Consider the following 20,268-nt stretch of genomic DNA (forward strand, 5'->3'; position numbering starts at 1 on the left):
GCAGCTGGCGACCGGGCGTCGCTTTGATCCCGTCGTGCCAGCGGCACCAGGCGCCGCACAGGATCTTCGTGACTTTCCAGCGGTGTTTCCCCAACTACCCAGCCGCCTCGACGTGTTGTTGGGTACTGCGGTCGAAAAGCACCCGCAAGAAGAAGATGCGTTTCTGCTCAATGTCTGGGCGCCAACTGGTGCTAGCGATCGGCCGGTTCTGTTTTTCATCCATGGTGGCGGCTTCATGTCGGGGGGCGGCGTTTTGCCGTGGTACGCCGGTCAACGCCTCGCCCTTGAAGGCGACATGGTCGTCGTGACGATGAATTATCGGCTAGGGCCCCTGGCCCATCTCATGATCGACTCGAGTGATGATGACGCCAACCGCGCCGTTGGTGATCTGCTCCAAGCGTTGACTTGGGTGCGGGAGAACATCGCGTCATTCGGCGGCGACCCCAAGAATATTACCGTTGCGGGGCAATCGGCGGGCGCGTTCTACAGTCAACTCCTCGCGGTGCTGCCGGAGTCTCGAGGCGCGATCCGACGACTGATCCTGATGAGCTGCCCGGGATTTGCGGCGTCGAGCCGACGCCGTACGGAGTCTCTCAGCACCGACATCATCCGTGATCTGAAAGATGAGGATCCGCGAACTGCGCCGATCGGGCACCTGCTGGCAAGCCACCTACGGGTGATCAAAAAGCGCGTCGAATTCGGGGTGGTCGGCGCGGGGCTGATGCCGACGGTTGATTGGCGGGTGCCTGGTTGGCTGGGCAGTCCGGCAAGAATTGCCAGTGCGATTGGTGTGTCAGATCTGCTGGTCACCTTGACCAGTGATGAGACCGCTGCGTACTTCTTCAATGCGCCCGAGCGAGACATCACCGATGAACAGGTGCGTCAATTGGGGTCCGGGCGATGCGTCGCCTATGACACGCCTTATAGCCAACTCATCGCTGTCACGACAGACTCCGTCTTCGGCGACCATGCGAGAGCCCTTGTTGCGGAGTCGCGCGAGCGAGGGATACGTGCTGACCTTCGAGAGTTCACGCTGCCCAGCAGAGTCGACGGGCTTGGTAGTTGCCACGGCCTCGACATGCCGTTCCTGTTTGGGAATCGCGCGGCGTGGGCCGGTGCGCAGATGCTCGACGGGATTGACGACGATCTCTTCGAAGCCGAAAGCGCCAAACTACGTTGCGAGGTGGCCGATTTCGTGCACCGAAGCTGAACCGTCATTGTCAATCGCCGAGCTTGTATACCGATCGACCGACGATGTGGGCAGTTCCCCCAACGGCGATGACCTGAGCTCGACTCCAGACCAACCGAGACCGACCACGCACGAGAGCGGAGATGCAGTGACCTCAACAACCGACACCTCGGTTTTCGCCAATCAGAAAACCAATGGTCCAGTAGAGCCGATCGAGTCGACAATCCAGCACGAGGACTACAGCACGAACTACCTCAAAGCCGGTTCTGGACCAGCGATCGTACTGCTGCACGGCTCAGGCCCCGGCGTATCCGCGCGAGCGAACTGGGCGCTCACCATGAAATCCGAGCTGGCTCAGCACTTCACGTTGATCGCGCCGGACATCGTCGGCTTCGGCGCAACCGAACAGCAACCCGAGATCGACTTCACGCACGACAACCGCGTCGAGCACGTCGCGTCTTTCTTGACCGCACTCGACCTCGCGCCGACGCGCCTCGTCGGCAACTCGATGGGCGGCGCCATTTCTCTCGGGATCGCCGCCAGGTACCCCGAACTCGTGAAGCGGATGGTCCTCATGGGTTCGGCCGGAGTGTCCTTTCCAGTCACCTCTGAGGTCGACCAGCTCTATGGCTATACCCCCAGCGAAGACAACATGCGCAGGATCTTCGAGCTGATGGCGTATGACCGATCTCTCATCACGCCTGAACTGGTAAAGGCACGCTACGAGGCGACTCTGGCGCCCGAGGTGGCGAGCAGATGGGCGCAGCTGTTTCCCGCACCTCGGCAGCGGCACATAGACGACTGCTCACTGCCGTTTGCGACCTTGGCGGGTATCAGCACGCCGACGTTGTTGATCCATGGGGTGTTTGATCGGGTGGTTCCGGTGGCGGCGACGTCGTTGCATTTGGTGGAGGTGCTGCCGAATGCCGATCTGGTCGTTTTGGGTCGGTGTGGGCATTGGGCACAGGTGGAGCGTGCCGAGGCGTTCCGCAACGAAGTGGCCCGGTTTTTCTCGCAGGAGGACTGATCACGATGATGGACGTCGATCTGACGTTGGAGCCGTATGTCAGCCGGGCCGAGCAGTTGTTCGCCGGTACGGAGATCGTTGAACGAACAACGGGCGGGGACGTGCTGACATGTTATGGCGATGTCATTGCCAGGGCTCGTCGGCTTGCCGCTGCGCTGCATGGCCTCGGGATCAATCCCGGTGATCGTGTGGCGACGCTGTGCTGGAACACCGTTGCGCACCTGGAATGTTACCTAGGCGTACCGACGGGTGGTTTCGTCTTGCACACGTTGAACTTTCGGCTGCCGGTCGCCGATCTGCGCTATGTCATCGGCCATGCCGATGATCAGGTGGTGATCGTCGACACCGATCAATTGGGGTTGCTCGATGAAGCGCTCGAAGGACTTTCCGGTGTTCGGCATGTGGTGGTGACCGGCCCGGTTCCGGTCGAGATTGGCGCCAACATCGTGCGCCGCGAGGTGCACTCCTACGCTGATCTGGTCGCCGGGGCGGACGATGACTATCAGTGGCCGCAACTGGTCGAGAAGCAGCCCGCGGGTTTGTGTTACACCTCGGCGACGACGGGCCGACCGAAAGGTGTTGTCTACAGCCATCGTTCGCAGGTATTGCATGCCACAACGATGTGTACTGCTGACGCGCTGGCGATTTCAGAGCGTGATGTCATATTGCCGATGACACCGTTCTTTCATGCCAATGCCTGGGGTCTGCCCTATGCAGCGCCCATGACCGGGGCACGGCTGGTCCTTGCCGGTGCCGGCCCGACGCCGGCCGACATCGCCGATCTGATCGAAGCTCACGGCGTTACCGTGGCCGCGGGCGTGCCGACGGTGTGGACCGGTGTGCTGGAAGCCCAGCGCGAGCGCGAACGCGACTTCACCAGCTTGAACCGAATCATGTCGGGGGGCTCGGCGATACCCGCAGCGCTCGCCGACGAGTTCGAAACTCGCTACGGCACTGTGTTTATTCAGGCATACGGGATGACCGAGGCGTCGCCGTGCACACATATCTGCCGACTTCCCGCGGCGATGAAAGATAGATCGAGAGACGAGCAACTCGCCGTTCGTTCGACACAGGGACGGGTGCTGCCCGGCCTGCAGATGCGGCTGGTCAATGATGCCGGCAAGGTCGTGCCGCCAGGCGCAGGGATCGGCGAGATCCAACTGCGGGGGCCGTGGATCGCCGATGAGTACTACCGCGACGAACTCAACAGCAAGGCGTTTCAAGATGGTTGGTACTCATCGGGCGACTTGGCAACGGTTGACCGTGACGGATTCGTCGCGCTGGTTGACCGAAAGAAGGATCTGATCAAGTCGGGCGGTGAGTGGATCAGCTCAGTCGAACTGGAAAATGCCCTGATGGGCCACGAAGCGGTGGCCGAGGCGGCAGTTGTCGCAGTGCCGCACGAGCGCTGGGTCGAACGACCACTCGCCTTCGTCGCAACGCGACCGGGTGCACATGTGACCGCTGACGAACTGAGAGACCGTCTGCGTGAACGGTTCCCAGCATTCTGGTTGCCCGATGCCGTGCGATTTGTCGATGAGATCCCGAAGACCGGCGCCGGCAAATTCGCCAAGCGGGTATTGCGAGAGCTGCTGCAGGCCGAGCGGGCCGATACCGATGGCGATCCGGTAGCCGCGCAGGAAGAGCAGCGACGGGGAAGCCCGGTATGAGCGCGCCGCGACAGAAGCTGCTTGTAGCTCGGGTCAGCCACGAAGCACAAGACGTAGTTTCCATCGAATTGCGCGAGCCACAGGGCGCCGAACTACCTCCCTGGCAGCCCGGCGCACACATTGACATGCACCTGCCTTCCGGGCTGGTCCGCCAGTACTCGTTGTGCTCTGATCCAGAAGATCGGACGCACTATAAGGTTGCGGTCCTACGCGCAACCGACAGCCGCGGCGGCTCGTCCGAGGTTCACAACACCGACCTCGAGGGCCGCATCCTCGAGATCAGTGGCCCCCGAAACCATTTCGCGCTCTGTGAAGCGGAGAACTATCTGCTCGTCGCCGGCGGCATCGGCGTTACGCCCATCCTGGCAATGGTGAGGGAACTGACGAAGCAAGGGCTGCGGTGGTCGATGATCTATGGCGGTCGCACCAGAACGAGCATGGCCTTCACGGCCGAGCTGGCCGAGCTCGATGGCGCTATCGACATCGTTCCGCACGACGAGCGAGGGCTGCCCGACCTTGACGCGGCGATCAGCGTTTGCCCGCCAGGTACCGCCGTGTACTGTTGCGGTCCCGAACCCATGCTGCAGGCTGTGCAGGCGTTGTGTGCCCAACACCTTCCGGCGGGGGCGTTACATGTCGAGCGGTTTACCGCTGCCGCGACCGCCAGTCGAGCACCGGCCACCCAGGATCACGAGTTCGAAGTCGAGCTCGCCCGCTCAGGAGAGGTACTGACCGTACCCGCAGACCGTACAGTGCTCGACGCCGTACTCGACGTGTTGCCGGGAACGCCGTACTCCTGTCGCGAAGGCTACTGCGGTACCTGTGAAACAGCCGTGCTGGAGGGCGTTCCAGAGCACCGCGACGACGTCTTGACCGAGGACGAGCAAGCAAACAATGACATCATGATGATCTGTGTCAGCCGTTCGAAGTCGCAGCGGCTCGTGCTGGATCTGTAACGAACTACGCTACGCAATACCAAATTCTTTGATCTTGCGGTAGATGGTTGCGCGTGACATCCCCAGCGCCTCGGCGGCATCGGTTTTGCTGCCCCTGTTCTCCTGCAGGCTGCGCACGATGGCGTCGCGTTCGAGCGCTTCGAGCTGGGTGAGCCTGCGCCGGGCCAGCGATCGGCACTCGGCAGGCAGCTTGTCCACCCCGATGGTTCCCGAGCGCTGTCGGGCAACTGTCTCGGCGAGGACTCTTCGGAGCTGTCCGACATTGCCCGGCCACGGCAGCTTGGCCAACTGCCGCATCGACTCCGGTCCGAGCCGTACGTCGGCGCCACGAGTCAGTTCCCGCAATAGCTGGGGCACGAGCTCGTCGAGATCCTCGATGCGGTGCCGCAGCGCGGGGACGGTGACGGTGTGGGTGAAGAATGGCAGCACCAGCATGTCCACCTGCGGGGATCGTGTCTCTGCGCCCATGGTGGCGGCGATCCACCCGTGCCCGGCCCGGGCCTGCAAGACGGCGGCGAGGGGCTCGAGTGCATCTTGGGGTAGTGCATCGACATTGGCGATCACGACGGCGAAGTCATCGCTGTCGCTCTCGGCCTCCACCTCGGCGATGAAATCCTCAGTGGTGCAGAACATCTCCCGACGTAGCACCCGAACGGCGCGTTCGGGACTCACATGCTGGGCGACCGCCTGGCCGAGCCTGGTGCGTCCTGATCCGCGTTCTCCCTCGATCACAACCCAGTCGCGGTCGCGATAGCACCTCTCCACTTGCTGACAGCTGCGCCGCCACGAACTGCTGCGGCCCGCGAGGCGCGGGATCGACTCGAGGGTGACGCCCCCGGCGGCGGCATGTTGGGCGGCGAGCTGCACGTGTATGTGAAACACTACGCTGCCGCCACGGTCGTGGGTCGAAATTTGTTCTGCGGCAGAAAGTTTCGCGGTGTTACCGCTCGGGAGGGTGGCGATGGCCGTGGCGCGCAGCGTGCTTTGCGTCATCTCTGCGGCGTGGTCGAGCAACGCGGCCTGGTCGCCGGCATCGAGCACCTGCCGCAGATACGGGTTCATCAGGACGACGTCGCCTCCGATGGCCAATACGCCTCCGGGGTAGCGGCGGCTCTGCGTGAGATAGGCGTCCAGCAGCGCGGTCTCACTTTCGTTCTTCAGCGTGCTGAGGCGGTCTTCGATCTGGCTTCCGGCGCTCTTGGCCAGCACGAACAGCAGGGGGTCGGATTGGCTCGCCCAGCAGGTCAGGTCGATGACACCGAGTACCCGCCGCGTGATCGGATCACGGATCGGAGAGCCCGCGCAGGCCAGTCTGCCCAACGTGCCGACATAGTGTTCGCTGCCCCTGATGAACGTCGGCCTGCCCGTCTCCACCGTGGTGCCAATCCCATTGGTACCGGCGAACTCCTCCGCATAGCTGTACCCGCGCGCCAGCCGCACCTCGTCGAGCGCGCTCAGGATCGTCGAATCTGCGGCGACGCGCTCGAGTACCAGCCCGTCCGCCGAGGTCAGGATGACGCTCACCGCTTGAGATGCCAGATCGGTGGCAATCCGGCGCAGCACGGGCGCCGCCGCGTGAACCAACGGTGTGTCCGTGTCTGGCTCGCGCACAAACGGCAGCTCCACCCGGTCGGGATGCACATGCAATGCCTTCGACCGCCGCCATGAATTCAGCACGCTGGCCGCAACACGGTCGCTGTCGAGTACCCCCGCGGTGAGGAACTGCTCACGGGCCTGTCGCATGCCCACTGCGGTTTCGGTGTCTTCCGCCATCTGGCTGTCACCTCGGTCCTGAACGGCTCTTCCGCAGGGTAAGCCCTCGCCGGGTGCCGTGCGTCTCAAATTGAGACGACGGGGCGACGCAGAGTCGCGTGTGACCTGCGTCTCAGACTGAGACGGTCACGTGTCCCGTCACAGGGTTGCATCTGTGTGCATCGTTCGCCGGCCGCCAGCTGACCGGCTCGTACACAGGAGGCGCACTTTGAGTAGGCAAAGCCTGACCAAGGCTCACGCGAAGATCACCGAACTGTCCTGGGACCCGACATTCGCGACGCCGGCGACCCGGTTCGGCACCGACTACACCTTCGAGAAAGCCCCGAAGAAGGATCCGCTCAAGCAGATCATGCGGTCCTACTTCCCGATGGAGGAGGAGAAGGACAACCGCGTCTACGGCGCCATGGACGGCGCCATCCGCGGCAACATGTTCCGCCAGGTGCAGCAGCGCTGGCTGGAATGGCAGAAGCTCTTCTTGTCGATCATCCCGTTCCCCGAGATCTCGGCCGCGCGCGCGATGCCGATGGCAATCGACGCCGTGCCGAATCCGGAGATCCACAACGGGCTCGCCGTCCAGATGATCGACGAGGTACGTCATTCGACCATCCAGATGAACCTCAAGAAGCTGTACATGAACAACTACATCGACCCGGCCGGCTTCGACATCACCGAGAAGGCATTCGCCAACAACTACGCCGGCACCATCGGTCGGCAGTTCGGCGAGGGGTTCATCACCGGCGACGCGATCACCGCGGCCAACATCTACCTGACCGTGGTCGCCGAAACCGCTTTCACGAATACGCTTTTCGTGGCCATGCCCGACGAGGCCGCGGCCAACGGGGATTACCTGCTGCCGACGGTGTTCCATTCGGTGCAGTCCGACGAGTCGCGCCACATCTCCAACGGCTACTCGATCCTGCTGATGGCACTGGCCGACGAGCGCAACCGGCCATTGCTGGAACGCGACCTGCGCTACGCGTGGTGGAACAACCACTGTGTGGTCGACGCCGCGATCGGCACCTTCATCGAGTACGGCACCAAGGACCGGCGCAAGGACCGGGAGAGCTACGCCGAAATGTGGCGCCGCTGGATCTACGACGACTACTACCGCAGCTACCTGCTGCCGCTGGAGAAGTACGGCCTGACCATCCCGCACGATCTGGTCGAGGAAGCCTGGAAGCGCATCGTTGACAAGCACTACGTGCACGAGGTGGCACGGTTCTTCGCCACCGGCTGGCCGGTCAACTACTGGCGTATCGACGCGATGACCGACAAGGACTTCGAGTGGTTCGAGGAGAAGTACCCCGGCTGGTACAACAAGTTCGGGCGCTGGTGGGAGGACTACAACCGGCTCGCCTACCCCGGCCGCAACAAGCCCATCGCCTTTGAAGAGGTCGGCTACCAGTACCCGCACCGCTGCTGGACCTGCATGGTGCCCGCGCTGATCCGCGAGGACATGGTCGTGGACAAGGTCGACGGCCAGTGGCGCACGTACTGCTCGGAGACCTGCCACTGGACCGACGCGGTCGCGTTCCGCGGCGAGTACGAGGGGCGACCGACCCCGAATATGGGCCGGCTCACCGGATTCCGGGAGTGGGAGACCCTGCACCACGGCAAGGATCTCGCCGACATCGTCTCGGATCTCGGTTATGTGCGTGACGACGGCAAGACGCTGATCGGCCAGCCGCATCTCGATCTCGATGATCCGAAGAAGATGTGGACCCTCGACGACGTCAGGGGCAACACGTTCAACAGCCCAAACGTGCTGCTGAACGAGATGTCGGACGCCGAACGTGAGGCGCACGTCACCGCGTACCGCGCAGGCGCCGTCCCCGCCTGACGTGCACCCGGTGGGTGGCGCCTTCCCCCCAGCGCCATCCACCGGTCACCAACGCCGAACCCCGAGGAGTTTCCGTGGCTGACACGCACCGCATCAACTTCGAGCCGGTTGACATCGAGATGGATGTCGGCGAGGACGAGAACATCCTGGACGCCGCGTTCCGGCAAGGCATCCATTTGATGCACGGCTGCCGCGAAGGCCGTTGCTCGGCTTGCAAGTCCTACGTCCTCGACGGCGATATCCAGATGGAGAACTACTCGACCTTCGCCTGCAACGACGCCGAGGTCGAAGAGGGCTACGTGCTGCTGTGCCGGTCGCATGCCTTCAGCGACTGCACGATCGAGCTGCTCAATTTCGACGAGGACGAACTGCTCGGCGGCGTGCCGATCCAGGAGGTACGAACCCGGGTGGTCGCATTGCAGCCGATGACGCGCGACATCGTGTCACTGAAGCTGACGGCGGTCGAACCGCAGACGTTCGAGTTCAAGCCCGGCCAGTACGCCGACATCCACATCCCCGGAGCCGATGAGCATAGGTCGTTCTCGATGGCGACCACGCAGTCCACGCCGGGCCAGGTGGAGTTCCTGATCAAGAAGTACCCGGGTGGCAAGTTCGCGGCGTTGCTGGACAACGGGATTGAGGTCGGCGACGAGATCTCGCTGACAGGGCCGTACGGCTCGTTCACCCTCAAGGAGGGCCACGTCTTACCCGTGGTGTGTATCGGTGGCGGAGCCGGGATGGCGCCGATTCTGGCGCTGCTGCGCCACATGAGCGAAACCGCCAATCCGCGCCCGGTCCGCTTCTACTACGGTGCCCGCACGGCGGCCGACCTCTTCTATCTCGACGAGATTGCCGAGATCGGCAAGGGCCTGGTCGATTTCGGCTTCATCGCCTGTCTGTCGGAGTCGATGGACGGCCCGGTTGCCGATTCGGTCCGCGTCGAGGAGGGCAACGTCACCGACGTCGTCACCAGAAACGAGCCCGGGATCGGCAAGACCGAGGTGTACATGTGCGGTCCGCCGCCCATGGTTGACGCGGCACTGGCCCTGCTCGACTCCCACAACGTTCCCAACGACCAGATCTTCTACGACAAGTTCACCAGCCCGGCCTTCGACTGAAACCGTTGCAGCCCAACAGAAAGAGAAACGCCGATGTCCGCACCCGCCAAGCAGCGCAGCTTCCCCAAGATCGAGTTCACCGACTCGGAGGCCGGTGCGCTGGAGTTCCCCAGCAGCAAGAGCCGCAAATTCAGCTACTACAAGCCGGCGAAACTGCGGTCGACGATGTACGAGGACGTCACCGTCGACGTGCAGCCCGACCCGGATCGCCATCTGGCCCAGGGCTGGATCTACGGCTTCGGCGACGGGCCCGGCGGCTACCCGCAAGACTGGACAGCCGCCAAATCCTCGAACTGGCACGCGTTCCTCGACCCGAACGAGGAGTGGGACCAGACCATCTACCGCAATAATTCCGCGGTGGTGCGTCAGGTCGACCTGTGCCTGCAGAATGCCAAGCGCGCCCGCGTCTATGACGGCTGGAATTCGGCATGGCTGAAGTTCCTCGAACACAACCTGGGTGCCTGGATGCACGCCGAAAACGGTCTGGCCCTGCACGTGTTCACCTCCATCCAGCGGTCCGGTCCGACGAACATGATCAACACCGCAGTTGCCGTCAACGCCGCCCATAAGATGCGCTTCGCTCAGGATCTGGCGTTGTTCAACCTCGACCTGTCCGAGGAGGCCGAAGGCTTCGACGGCAGTGCGCACATCGGGGTCTGGCAGTCCGCGGCCGAGTGGCAGCCGACCCGTGAGGTTGTCGAGCGGTTGACCGCCGTCGGTGACTGGTGCGAGCTGCTGTTCGCCACCAATATCGTCTTCGAACAGCTGGTGGGCTCATTGTTCCGCAGTGAGTTGGTGATGCAGATATCGGCCCGCAACGGCGACTACATCACTCCGACGATCGTTGGTACCGGTGAGCACGACTATGACCGCGATCTGGCATACACGCGAAACCTTTTCCGGCTCTTGACCCGTGACGAACAGCACGGCGAATCGAACAAGGAACTCTTCTCGACGTGGCTGGCCACCTGGGTCCCGCGGTGCCTGGACGCCGCCCGCGCGCTGCAGCCCCTGTGGTCACAGCCGGCTGAGAAGACCGTCACCTTCGCGTCCAGCCTCGGTGCCGCCGAGGGCAAGTTCATATCCCTGCTCGAATCGATCGAGCTCGACACTCCCAAGGAGCTGACGAAGTGACCATGCAATTCGGATCCGCCACCGAGTTTTCGAACAAGTGCGGTGTGACGCTGATGAACACGCCGATCGGACGCGTCGTCGCAGACGTGATGGGGGCGAAGGAAGGCGTCGAGCTCACCGAGTACCCGTCGATGATCCGGGTGGACGGTGAGCGAGTGCTCAACTTCGACTACGGCGAACTGACCGAAGCCCTCGGCGAGGGGTTCGACGGCTCGATTTTCGAGGAGATCAGCTCCACCCACTACGGGCGCATGGTGCACCTGGACGACAAGACCATGCTGTTCGCCAGTCCCGAGGACGCCGCCGAGTACATCGGCTTCGACCTCACCGCGAAATAACCTGAGTAGCAAGGATTCTCGATGTATACCAAAGACGGCAACTCCTATTTCATCGTCGACGGGCATGTACACATCTGGGACGGCCGCGCGTCGAACCACAAGAACGTGCACGGAAAGCAGTTCATCGACTGCTTCTACGACTACCACCGCAACTTGAGCCCCGAAGAGGAGCTGTGGGACTACGACACCTACACCTACTACGGCGGCGAGCGGTTGATGCGCGACCTGTTCGTCGAGGGCTATGTCGACCACGCCATCTTCCAGGCGACCCTGCTCAATGACTTCTACGTCAACGGTTTCGGCCAGACCGCGGAGGCGTTCGGGCTGGCGCAGCAACACCCGGACAAGCTGACCTACAACCACGCCTACGATCCACGCAACGGCGAGGCCGGCCTGGTTCAGCTGCGTCGCGACGCCGAGCGGATGGGTCTGCAAGGCGTCAAGCTCTACACCGCCGAATGGCACGGCGACTCACGCGGTTACAAGCTCGATGACCCGTGGTCCCGACGCTATCTCGAGGAGTGCATCGAGCTGGGAATCCGAAACATCCACGTGCACAAGGGCCCGACGATCCGGCCGCTGGACCGCGACGCGTTCGACGTCGCTGACGTCGACAAGGTCGCAACGGACTACTTGGAGTTGAACTTCATCGTCGAGCACGTCGGCCTGCCACGGCTTGAGGACTTCTGCTGGATCGCCACCCAGGAATCCAATGTCTACGGCGGATTGGCCGTGGCGATACCGTTCATCCACACGCGGCCACGATATTTCGCGCAGGTCATCGGTGAGTTGCTCTACTGGATCGGCGAGGACAAGATCCTGTTCGCCAGCGACTACGCGTTGTGGACGCCGAAGTGGTTGGTGGAGCGCTTCGTCGACTTCCAGATCCCCGAGGACATGACGGAGTACGCGCCGATCACCGTCGACCAGAAGCGCAAGATTCTCGGCCTCAACGCTGCCGCCCTCTACGACATCGACGTCCCCGCCGAACTGCAGCTGGACGAGCCGGCCGGGCAGCGTGGTGTCGAGGTGGCGGCGGGCGCGAAAGAAGTGGTGCCGCTGTGACTCTGACAGCCGTTTCCGTGCGGGCCGAGATCATGGCCGCACTGGACACCGTCACCGACCCCGAGCTGGACCAGCCGATCACGGAACTGGGCTTCGTGCGGTCGGTGGCCGTCGACGACGTCGGTGTGACCATTCACCTGCGACTGCCCACCGCATTCTGTTCGCCCAACTTCGCTTACCTGATGGCCTCGGACGCCCAGGACGCACTGCGGACGGTCGACGGGATCGGCGAGGTTCGGGTGATGCTCGACGACCACCACGACAGCGACAAGATCAACGCGGGGCTGGCAACAAACGCAGGCTATGTCGGGACATTCGGGTCGGAGGCCGACGACAGCCTCGACGAACTGCGGTTGACCTTCCTACGCAAGGCGCACACCGCGGCGATGGAACGGTGCGTCTCGGCGTTGATGCGGCAGACCGGCCTGGCCCCCGACAACCTTTACCGGCTTACGCTGCGTGACCTGCCCGAGGGCCGGGACAAGGCCGCGCTGCTGCGGCGGAGGTTCGCGCTCGGGCTGAGCGTGTGCCCCAACGGGCGGGTCGTGGTCGACGACGAGGGCCATCCGCTGCCGGTCGAGGCGGTGCCGATACGGCTGCGCTTCGCCAGGTCGGTCCGGATCTCGATGGAGGGCAACGCGCACTTCTGCCGTGGCTTGCTCGCCACCCGCTACAGCGACGGCGACCATGCCACAACCGAATTCACCAACACCAGAACGAGGAGCCCACGATGAAGGCCGTGCAGGTCGTCGGATACCACACCAAGCTGCAGCTCACCGACATCCCCGAACCCAAGGTCGAAGGACCCCTCGACGTCGTCGTCCGGATCGGCGGTGCCGGCGTTTGCCGGACCGACATCCACATTCTGGAAGGGCAGTGGGAGCAGAAGAGCGGCGTCGCTCTGCCCTACACGATCGGCCACGAGAACGCCGGATGGGTGCATGCCATCGGGGCTGCCGTGACCAATGTCGCGGTGGGGGACAAGGTGATTCTGCATCCGCTCATCACTTGCGGACTCTGCCGGGCATGCAGGTTCGGTGACGACGTGCACTGCGAGAACAGCCAGTTCCCCGGCATCGACACCAACGGCGGCTACGCGGAATACCTGCGCACGACCGCGCGCAGCGTCGTGAGGATCGACGATTCTCTCGAGCCGGCCGATGTCGCCGCGCTCGCGGACGCGGGCCTGACTGCATACCATGCGGCGGCCAAGGTTGCGCGCGTGACCCGCCCCGGCGATGTCTGCGTGGTGATCGGTGCCGGTGGTCTCGGTCACATCGGAATCCAAGTACTGAAGGCGATTTCGGCGGTGACGGTGGTCGTCGTTGACCGCAACGCCGACGCGGTGAACCTGGCCGAGGACATCGGTGCCGACAAAGGCATCGTCGCCGACGGCAGCCACGTACAACAGGTGCTCGACCTCACTGAAGGGCATGGTGCCGAGGCGGTCCTCGACTTCGTCGGCGAGGGTGGCGCCACCAACGAAGGTGTGGCCATGCTGCGCCGGGCCGGCAACTACTTCGTCGTCGGCTACGGGGAGAACATCGACGTCCCGACCATCGACATCATCTCCACCGAAATCAACTTCATCGGCAATCTCGTCGGCTCGTACAACGACCTGCAGGAGCTGATGGTGCTGGCGGCGCAGGGCAAGGTCGCGCTGCATACCAATAAATACCCGCTCGATGAATTCCAAAGAGCGATCGACGATCTCGATGCGGGCCGTGTGCGTGGCCGCGCGATCTTGGTCCCCTGAATCGGAAAGGAGCCACACCATGGCAAAGGAGCTGCGGTACAGCGCGGACGCGCGCACACGGTTGGAGCAGGGCGTCAACGCACTGGCCGACGCCGTGAAGGTGACACTGGGCCCCAAGGGCCGCAACGCCGTCCTGGAGAAGCTGACGGGACCTCCGACGATCACCAACGACGGTGTGACGATCGCCCGCGAAATCCAGCTGTCGGATCCGTTCGCCAACATGGGCGCTCAGCTCGTCAAGGAAGTCGCGATGAAGACCAACGGCGTCGTCGGCGACGGCACCACAACCGCTACCGTGCTTGCACAGGCGATGGTTCGAGAAGGGTTGCGTGCCGTCGACGCGGGGGCCAACCCGATGCGGGTCCGTCGCGGCATCGAACGCACCGTCCCCGTCGTCCTGCAGTCCCTGGCTGAGCACTCCGTTGCCCTCAGTGGGCGCGGCGATCTGCTGCGGATAGCGACGCTGGCAGCCAGCGACGACGAAACGATAGGCGAGATCATCGCCAGGGCCGTCGAGCATGTCGGCGAGGCCGGGGTGGTCACCACCGAGGAGAGCGAGGTGCTCGGGCTGACCGTCGACGTGGTCGACGGGATCGAGTTCGACCACGGCTACATCTCGGCGTACATGGTCACCAATCCCGAACGCATGGAAGCCGTGGTGGACAACCCGGTGATCCTGTTGACCAACAAGAAGATCACTGCGGTGCAGGAGATCATGCCGAGCATCGAGGTGGCCAAGCGCGCCGATCGGCCGCTGGTGGTACTCGCCGAGGACGTCGACGGCCCGGCGCTGCAGCTGCTGGTGGGCGGCAACATGCACAAGACCATGCTGTCGGTCGTGGTGCGTGCACCGGGCTTCGGTCACCGCCGCATCGCCGAGCTCGAGGACCTGGCGGTGGCATTGGGCGGCCATGTGATCGCCAAGGACACCGGTATCGAGCTGTCCGAGGTGACACTCGAGCATCTGGGATCCTGCGACCGCATCACCGTGACCGAGGACCAGACGACGATGGTCGGTGCGCGGGGTGAGCAGCGGCTGGTAAATGCTCGAGTGGCCCAGCTCGAGGCGCAGCGCGAACGGGCCCGTGTCGACGCCGACCGCGACAGTCTGGATCTGCGCATCGCCCGCCTCACGGGTCGGGTCGCGGTAATTCGCGTCGGCGGAGCGACCAGCGTGGAGCTCAAGGAACGCATGTTGCGGGTCGAGGATGCGCTGGCCGCGACGCGGGCGGCACTGGAGGCCGGGATCGTCTCGGGCGGCGGCACCGCACTGGCCCAGGCGCACCGTGCGCTTGCAGACCTGCAGCTGCCGGGCGACGAGGCGATCGGCACTCAGGTGGTGCGCCGTGCGCTGGCCGAGCCGCTGCGGTGGATCGCCCTGAACGCTGGCTTCGAGGCGGATGACGTCGTACAGATTGTGGAAGATCTGCCGCTCGGCCACGGATTCAACGCTCTTACAGGCGAATACGGTGACATGTTCGACGAAGGCGTGATCGACCCGCTGAAGGTGACCCGCGCCGCCCTGGAGAGCGCCGCATCCATCGCCGCGCTGCTGATCACCACCGAGACCGCAGTCGTCGAGCAGGTCGCCGGCCACCCCGGCGCCATCATCGCCCCCGGTTTCGGCGACCTCGCGGAGGGCATGGTCCGCCCATCGAACATCTACTGAAAGGCCCTCTGCTGATGATTTTCATCGTGGTGAAATTCGACGTCGCCCGTCGCCATCGCGAAGGGTGGATTTCCCTTACGAGGGAGTTCACCGACGCGACGCGGACCGAACCGGGAAACCTCTGGTTCGAGTGGTCACGCAGCATTGACAATCCGTCGGAATACGTTCTGGTGGAAGCATTTCGGGATCAGCAGGCCGGCGTCGAGCATGTCAACTCCCGGCACTTCCGCGACGGGCTGGCGGCAATGCGGCCGGCGTTGACCCGCACGCCGCAGATCATCCACACCGAGATCGATGCTGACGGCTGGTCGGCGATGGGTGAACTGCAGATCGATCAGGGGGTCCCGCAACGGTGACTGTGACGACCGGTAGGCCGCAGACGTCGCTGGATGAGCGCCAACCCATGCGGAAGAACGCCATGGGACTACGTCAACGTCGAGTCACGAGCAATAGGGTCGAGTCGATCGACCTATTCGACCGTGAGTTACTGAAATTCGTGCTCAACTGGGCGCCGTACGGAGGCCCCCCGGACGACGAGGTTCTGCCCAGGTTCGGAATCCACAGTGATCAACTCTGCCGGCGGGTGCAGGAAATCGTTCATGCCGGTCTCGCGCGAAATGTCCACATCCGTGACCGAATTCTGCTGATCCGAGCGTTGGCGACATCTCAGCCCAGTTCGTGAGTTGCCACGCTGCGCGGCAGCACACCGCAGGTTCTCAGGTGATGGTGAAGCCGCCGTCGACGGCGAGCGTCTGTCCGGTTATGTAGCTGCTGGCCGAACTGGCCAGAAACACGACGGCGGCGGCGATTTCATCGGGGACTCCGATTCTGCCGAGCGGTATTCGCCCGAGTTGCTGGTCTAGGTAGCCCGGCTTGTACTGGTCGGTCATCTCCGATACGAAGAACCCCGGTGCGAGCGCGTTGACGCGGATACCGCGCCTGCCGCTCCACTGCTGGGCGAGATCTCGGGTGAGCCCCACCAAGCCGGCCTTGCTTGCCGAGTACGCGGCCTGGGGAAGTCCCGCTGTGGTCAGGCCGAGCACACTGGAGACATTGATGATGCTGCTGCCGGGATCCATCACCTTGGCGCACGCCTGTGCCATCCAGTAGCAGCCGCCGAGATTCACCGCGATGACTTGCTCAAACTGTTCCACGGTTTCTCGAAGCGCTGGTACGGCGGTACCGATCCCGGCATTGTTGACGAGCACATCGACCCGGCCGAATTCCGCCATCGCGGTGTCGACCAGTTGTTGACAGTCGGCTTGCTGCGCGACATCGGTTGCGACGGCGAGCGCCTTACCGCCTGCGAGCTCCACCAGATTGGCCGTTTCACGCAGCTTATCGGCACGTCGCGCACCCAGCACCACGTCGGCGCCAGCCTCAGCCAAACCACGAGCGAACGCAATTCCCAGTCCGGACGAGGCACCCGTGACGATCGCCACCTGTCCATCGAGGTTGAACCCGTCCAGAATGTTGGGCATCGGTGTCTCCTCCAACTTCGACTAATGCTAATTAGCCGGGGAATCTAGTTATGGCATTGGATGTTGACGAAACACGGGTTCGCCTGGCTACTTAATGATAGCCGGATGACGCGGTGCCGCTGTCAGGTACCCCTGCCGAACAGTGGTGCGGGACTGCAACCCGACGCCCGGCACATAGGTCGCCGGCGAATTCGACGGAGCGGGGGATCAGGTTGCGCCAACCAACCGAAGTGCGAATTCGACGTATTGCCAGGCGATCTCATTCTCACTGAGCTCACCATCCTCGCGGAACCACGTCGCTACGCCCATTCCCAGATCGAGAATCGCATAGGAGGCCAAGCGGGGTGAGGTCACATGGAATTGGCCTGCGGCCACCCCGTCGTTGATCAGGGTGCGGAACTTCAGCTCGTACTCCGCTCGCTGGGCCAACACGGTAGAACGATGCGGTTCCATCAGACTTCGGATCTCCCGGTTGCCAACGAACGCCTCGAGCCGGTTTCGGGCGTGGTATCGGACGTGCGCCTCGACGGCCCTGCGTAGCCGCTCGGTCGTATCCTTCGTGCCGGCAATGGCCCGGGCATGCTCGGCAAGCAAGGCCTCCATCGTCTCTGTCATGATCCGAAGGAGGAGTTCCTGTTTGGACGTCACGTGCTTGTAGAGGCTTGGCCCTCGGATGCCGACCGCCGAGCCGATGTCGGTCATGGTCGTCGCCTCGTAGCCGTGCTGTGTGAACAGCTCTAAGGCGGCGCGGCGGATCTCGCCCGTGCGGGAGGTGGCGACCTCACTCATATCTCACTCCCTCGTCCGTGGCTAGGTCATGATAGCCGGACCGCCCTTCGGCGGCCGTCATGTGCAATTGACATCGTAGAGCCGCATGGAGTTTCATCAGGCTAATCACCATTAGCCGATTGGAGCTTCATGACGATCGATCTGGAACCGGAACCGCACGTCGCCGACCTTGCGCGTCGGACGGCAGACTTCGTGAGGGAAGTCGTCATTCCGGTCGAGGAAGCCACGCGTGGGGTGGCCCCGAGCGAGTCGGCGCGACGCGAACTGCAACAGGCCGCTAAGGACGCCGCGGTTTTCGCGCCGCACGTCAGCCCAGAATTCGGTGGCCGCGGCCTCGACATGAGATCGCGTGCTGCAGTATTCGAGGAGGCGGGTTATTCGTTGCTCGGACCACTGGCTCTCAACATCGCCGCCCCTGACGAGGGCAACATGCATCTGCTTGAGATCGTCGCGACGCCAGAGCAAAAGCAGCGCTATCTGGCGCCTTTGGCGGCAGGCGAGATCCGGTCGTGCTTCGCGATGACCGAGCCGGCGCCAGGCGCGGGATCCGATCCCTCGGCACTTCGCACCCGGGCCACCAGAACCGACGGAGGTTGGCGACTCGACGGACGAAAGTGGTTCATAACCGGTGCCGACGGAGCAGGTTTCGCCATCTGCATGGCCCGCACGTCAGGGGAGCCCGGCGACCCCGGCGGCGCGACGATGTTCCTCGTCGACGGCGACAATCCCGGCATGAAACTGGTCCGGCACATCGACACCCTGGACGAAAGCCTGTACGGCGGGCACCTCGAAGTGCTGTTTGAGAACTGCCTCGTGCCGGATGAAGCCGTGCTTGGCGAGGTCGACCAAGGCTTTCGTTACGCACAGGTCCGGCTCGGTCCGGCGCGGATGACGCACTGTATGCGCTGGCTGGGCATCGCCCGACGCGCTCAGGACATCGCGCTCGGAAGAGCCGCTGAAAGAGAGCTCTTCGGCTCAAGGCTCGGAGATCTGGGCATGGTGCAGCAGATGCTCTCCGACAACGAGATCGACATCGCCGCATCCCGCGGTCTCATCCTGCAGGCATGCTGGGAGCTGGACAACGGACAGCAGGCGTCGCAGGCGACTTCCATCGCGAAGACGTTCTGCGCCGAAGCGGTCTGGCGAATCGTCGACCGATCCCTCCAGATCTGCGGCTCGCTCGGAGTCTCCGGTGACGTGCTTCTCGGTCGCTTTCTGCGTGAGGTCCGCCCGTTTCGTATCTACGACGGCCCGTCCGAGGTGCATCGCTGGTCGATTGCTCGCCGGGCGCTGAAGCGCCACGAAGCAGGGACGCGGTGATGGAGGCCGCCGGGCTCGACCTCGTCGCGCTGCAGCGGTTCTTCGACCGTGCGGTCCCAGGCGCCGGTCGCATCCAGGCCGACCTTCTGCACGGAGGCCGTTCAAACCTCACCTACCGGATCACTGATGGTCAGTCCGTCTGGGTGCTACGCCGGCCGCCCCTTGGTGTGCTGACACCCTCGGCGCATGACATGGCACGGGAATACCGTGTGGCCGTAGCGTTACAGGGCACCAAAGTGCCTGTCGCCCGGCCGGTCATTCTGGAGGAGAGTCCCGACGTGCTCGGCGTTCCGTTCTCCGTCGTCGAGCACGTTGACGGCCGGGTCATCCGGAGTCGCGCCGAGCTGGACGCATTGACAGACGCGGAAATCGCCAGTTGCGCCTACGGTCTCATCGATGTACTCGCCCAGCTGCATGCGGTGGACGCCGCCGAGGTCGGACTCGAGGGATTCGGGCGACCTCAAGGCTATCTGTCCCGTCAGCTCCAACGCTGGCGTGATCAATGGATGCGTGTTGCCACCAGGGAACTCGACGACATCCATCGGCTTTATGAGCAGCTCTGCGAGGCATGCCCGGCGGAAAGCGGCGCATCAATCGTGCACGGTGACTTTCGTATCGACAATGCAATTCTGGATCCGGCGGATGCCGGCACAGTGCGAGCTGTGGTGGATTGGGAGATGGCTACGCTCGGTGACCCCCTGGCCGACCTCGGCTTGCATATTGCCTACTCCGATCCCGCTTTCGACCCGGTGCTCGGCGGCGCGGCGGCGTGCACCAGTCCGCGCCTCCCTACAGCCGATGCGCGCGTCGCGAGGTATGCCGCGACATCGGCGCGAGTGGTTGAGAACATCTCGTTCTACGTTGGGTTGGGGTATTTCAAGGCCAGCGTGATTGCCGAGGGCATCCACGCACGGCACACGCAAGGCATGACGATTGGAACCGGATTCGACAAGGTCGGCTTCGCGGTACCACAGCTGGCATCGGCCGGCCTGGTTGCTCTCCGCAAGACATAGTCCAGACGAACCGACAGACAAACTCTGGATGCCTAGGTCTGAGAGATCGGATTCCTGAATCCAGGATACATTGCATGGGAGATCTGCTACCGTCAGTCGTCGTATGGATCCTGGATTCATCTCCGGTGAC

At 63.5% G+C, this 20,268-nt stretch carries 18 protein-coding genes; 15 read left to right on the forward strand and 3 right to left on the reverse strand.

The window, feature by feature from the left end:
• Window positions 1-118 precede the first annotated feature (118 nt).
• The 4 genes from VJV41_RS24135 to VJV41_RS24150 all read left to right on the forward strand — a co-directional run bounded on the left by VJV41_RS24135 (window position 119) and on the right by VJV41_RS24150 (window position 4,842).
• Window positions 119-1,210: a carboxylesterase family protein gene (locus tag VJV41_RS24135; RefSeq protein ID WP_325337987.1), complete on the forward strand. Its 1,092-nt coding sequence runs from the start codon at window positions 119-121 to the stop codon at window positions 1,208-1,210.
• 127 nt (window positions 1,211-1,337) lie between these two features.
• A complete protein-coding gene (locus tag VJV41_RS24140; protein WP_325337989.1) occupies window positions 1,338-2,216 on the forward strand; it encodes an alpha/beta hydrolase in 879 nt (292 codons plus the stop codon).
• A gap of 5 nt (window positions 2,217-2,221) precedes the next feature.
• Window positions 2,222-3,886 (forward strand): long-chain-fatty-acid--CoA ligase, encoded by a 1,665-nt coding sequence (locus VJV41_RS24145; protein WP_325337991.1) that lies wholly within the window; start codon window positions 2,222-2,224, stop codon window positions 3,884-3,886.
• Window positions 3,883-4,842, forward strand: a complete 960-nt coding sequence (locus VJV41_RS24150) for a PDR/VanB family oxidoreductase (RefSeq protein ID WP_325337993.1) — start codon at window positions 3,883-3,885, stop codon at window positions 4,840-4,842. Before VJV41_RS24145 ends, VJV41_RS24150 begins: the two co-directional genes overlap by 4 nt.
• Before the next feature lie 9 nt (window positions 4,843-4,851).
• On the opposite strand, the gene VJV41_RS24155 is transcribed toward VJV41_RS24150, so the two are convergent.
• Window positions 4,852-6,615 (reverse strand): sigma-54-dependent Fis family transcriptional regulator, encoded by a 1,764-nt coding sequence (locus VJV41_RS24155; protein ID WP_325337995.1) that lies wholly within the window; start codon window positions 6,613-6,615, stop codon window positions 4,852-4,854.
• Between the two features lie 208 nt (window positions 6,616-6,823).
• Between VJV41_RS24155 and VJV41_RS24160 the strand changes: the two genes are divergently transcribed.
• From VJV41_RS24160 to VJV41_RS24200, 9 genes are all read left to right on the forward strand, one after another.
• A complete protein-coding gene (locus VJV41_RS24160; RefSeq protein WP_325337996.1) occupies window positions 6,824-8,455 on the forward strand; it encodes an aromatic/alkene/methane monooxygenase hydroxylase/oxygenase subunit alpha in 1,632 nt (543 codons plus the stop codon).
• Between the two features lie 74 nt (window positions 8,456-8,529).
• The gene (locus tag VJV41_RS24165) at window positions 8,530-9,573 is read left to right on the forward strand and encodes an FAD-binding oxidoreductase (protein WP_325337998.1); all 1,044 of its coding nucleotides are present in this window, start codon (window positions 8,530-8,532) and stop codon (window positions 9,571-9,573) included.
• A gap of 33 nt (window positions 9,574-9,606) precedes the next feature.
• Window positions 9,607-10,707 carry an aromatic/alkene monooxygenase hydroxylase subunit beta gene (locus VJV41_RS24170; RefSeq protein WP_325338000.1) on the forward strand — a complete coding sequence of 367 codons (1,101 nt, stop codon included), beginning with the start codon at window positions 9,607-9,609 and terminating at the stop codon, window positions 10,705-10,707.
• Window positions 10,704-11,045: a propane 2-monooxygenase effector subunit MimD gene (gene mimD, locus VJV41_RS24175; RefSeq protein ID WP_325338002.1), complete on the forward strand. Its 342-nt coding sequence runs from the start codon at window positions 10,704-10,706 to the stop codon at window positions 11,043-11,045. Before VJV41_RS24170 ends, mimD begins: the two co-directional genes overlap by 4 nt.
• A 21-nt stretch (window positions 11,046-11,066) precedes the next feature.
• Window positions 11,067-12,110 (forward strand): amidohydrolase family protein, encoded by a 1,044-nt coding sequence (locus VJV41_RS24180; protein WP_325338004.1) that lies wholly within the window; start codon window positions 11,067-11,069, stop codon window positions 12,108-12,110.
• Window positions 12,111-12,142: 32 nt separating this feature from the next.
• Window positions 12,143-12,844 (forward strand): iron-sulfur cluster assembly protein, encoded by a 702-nt coding sequence (locus VJV41_RS24185; protein ID WP_325338087.1) that lies wholly within the window; start codon window positions 12,143-12,145, stop codon window positions 12,842-12,844.
• Window positions 12,841-13,866 (forward strand): NAD(P)-dependent alcohol dehydrogenase, encoded by a 1,026-nt coding sequence (locus tag VJV41_RS24190; RefSeq protein ID WP_325338006.1) that lies wholly within the window; start codon window positions 12,841-12,843, stop codon window positions 13,864-13,866. The genes VJV41_RS24185 and VJV41_RS24190 overlap by 4 nt, the downstream gene beginning before the upstream one ends.
• A 19-nt stretch (window positions 13,867-13,885) precedes the next feature.
• Window positions 13,886-15,535, forward strand: a complete 1,650-nt coding sequence (gene groL / locus VJV41_RS24195) for a chaperonin GroEL (RefSeq protein WP_325338008.1) — start codon at window positions 13,886-13,888, stop codon at window positions 15,533-15,535.
• Window positions 15,536-15,549: 14 nt separating this feature from the next.
• Window positions 15,550-15,891 (forward strand): putative quinol monooxygenase, encoded by a 342-nt coding sequence (locus tag VJV41_RS24200; RefSeq protein ID WP_325338010.1) that lies wholly within the window; start codon window positions 15,550-15,552, stop codon window positions 15,889-15,891.
• Window positions 15,892-16,251: 360 nt separating this feature from the next.
• On the opposite strand, the gene VJV41_RS24205 is transcribed toward VJV41_RS24200, so the two are convergent.
• Together VJV41_RS24205 and VJV41_RS24210 are read right to left on the reverse strand one after the other, a co-directional pair.
• Window positions 16,252-17,016 carry a 3-oxoacyl-ACP reductase family protein gene (locus VJV41_RS24205; RefSeq protein ID WP_325338012.1) on the reverse strand — a complete coding sequence of 255 codons (765 nt, stop codon included), beginning with the start codon at window positions 17,014-17,016 and terminating at the stop codon, window positions 16,252-16,254.
• 207 nt (window positions 17,017-17,223) lie between these two features.
• The gene (locus tag VJV41_RS24210) at window positions 17,224-17,805 is read right to left on the reverse strand and encodes a TetR/AcrR family transcriptional regulator (RefSeq protein ID WP_325338014.1); all 582 of its coding nucleotides are present in this window, start codon (window positions 17,803-17,805) and stop codon (window positions 17,224-17,226) included.
• 129 nt (window positions 17,806-17,934) lie between these two features.
• On the opposite strand from VJV41_RS24210, the gene VJV41_RS24215 reads away from it, so the two are divergent.
• Window positions 17,935-19,125 carry an acyl-CoA dehydrogenase family protein gene (locus VJV41_RS24215; protein ID WP_325338016.1) on the forward strand — a complete coding sequence of 397 codons (1,191 nt, stop codon included), beginning with the start codon at window positions 17,935-17,937 and terminating at the stop codon, window positions 19,123-19,125.
• Window positions 19,125-20,138: a phosphotransferase family protein gene (locus VJV41_RS24220; RefSeq protein WP_325338089.1), complete on the forward strand. Its 1,014-nt coding sequence runs from the start codon at window positions 19,125-19,127 to the stop codon at window positions 20,136-20,138. Before VJV41_RS24215 ends, VJV41_RS24220 begins: the two co-directional genes overlap by 1 nt.
• Window positions 20,139-20,268 lie beyond the last annotated feature (130 nt).

This window comes from Mycobacterium sp. (assembly GCF_035274705.1).
Taxonomy (GTDB): Bacteria; Actinomycetota; Actinomycetes; order Mycobacteriales; family Mycobacteriaceae; genus Mycobacterium.